This window comes from Methylobacterium sp. E-046, assembly GCF_022829625.1.
Lineage (GTDB): Bacteria > Pseudomonadota > Alphaproteobacteria > Rhizobiales > Beijerinckiaceae > Methylobacterium > Methylobacterium longum.
The window spans coordinates 1-826 of record NZ_JAKSYP010000279.1 but is presented as its reverse complement, the minus strand read 5'-3'; the positions used below and the strand labels follow the sequence as shown (position 1 = coordinate 826).

Below are 826 nucleotides of genomic sequence, written 5' to 3'. Positions count from 1 at the left end.
CGGGTGAGCTGCGCCACGAGTTCGAGCGGTACGGGGCAGTCGCTGGAGAAGTCCGCAGCGGTGATCAGACGAACCTGGTTCACGAGAGGCACCTGCGCGATGATGCTCACAGGGTGCGGGCGTATGGTTAACGAACTCTGTTGTGGGCATGGCTACCTTAAAGAGACCGACATCGCCAAGAATGGGGCATCCCAGTCTGGAAGGTTACGGCCAAAGCTCTTTAGCTCCTCAGCCGAGACCAAATTCGACCAGCATCGGCATGACGGACGAGTGGGCCTGCATCCGAAGACCGCCTGGATTTGCCGCGACGACGCGCAGAGCCTTCAAGGCGCGGCCCTGAAGCGGGGCGTGCGGTTCGGTCGGCTTGACGCTGCGCTATCGCTGCCCACCCGGCGCGTCCATCAGACCGAGCCGGATCGCCAGCACCAAGACCTCCGGCCCTGTCACGGCATCGCCTCCGTTCACCCGGTATATGTCGGCCGTACCAGCTACCGCCTCGACCCGGTGACCAGCCGCGCGCAGAGCCGCCACAGCTTTGCTGATCCGCTCCGTGAGCGTGCTCATGCCAGCGCGATCAGCATCCAGGCACGCGCCTTCACCTCGACACCCTCCTCGTCGAGAGACGGATCGTCGGTGATCGCGGGCTGTACGATCTCGCGGGCAGCGGTCTCCTCGATGCCGATGCCGATGCCGATGCCGAGCATGAAGCCACCCAGTTGGGCCAGCAGACGGGCGGCGAGTTCGTGGTTCGCGTCGGGCTCGGTCATGCCTTCCGCCGCCTGCGCCTCGGCTTCTTCGGCATCGTCTTGGCCAGCACGTTCCGGAT

2 protein-coding genes are annotated in these 826 nt (G+C 65.0%); both read right to left on the bottom strand.

Annotation, left to right across the window (positions count from 1 at the left end; genetic code table 11):
- Positions 1-375: 375 nt before the first annotated feature.
- Positions 376-564: a hypothetical protein gene (locus MKK82_RS30655; protein WP_243987850.1), complete on the bottom strand. Its 189-nt coding sequence runs from the start codon at positions 562-564 to the stop codon at positions 376-378.
- On the bottom strand, positions 561-826 hold a 266-nt coding region (locus MKK82_RS30650; protein WP_243987849.1), incomplete at its 5' end, for a hypothetical protein. The genes MKK82_RS30650 and MKK82_RS30655, both read right to left, overlap by 4 nt.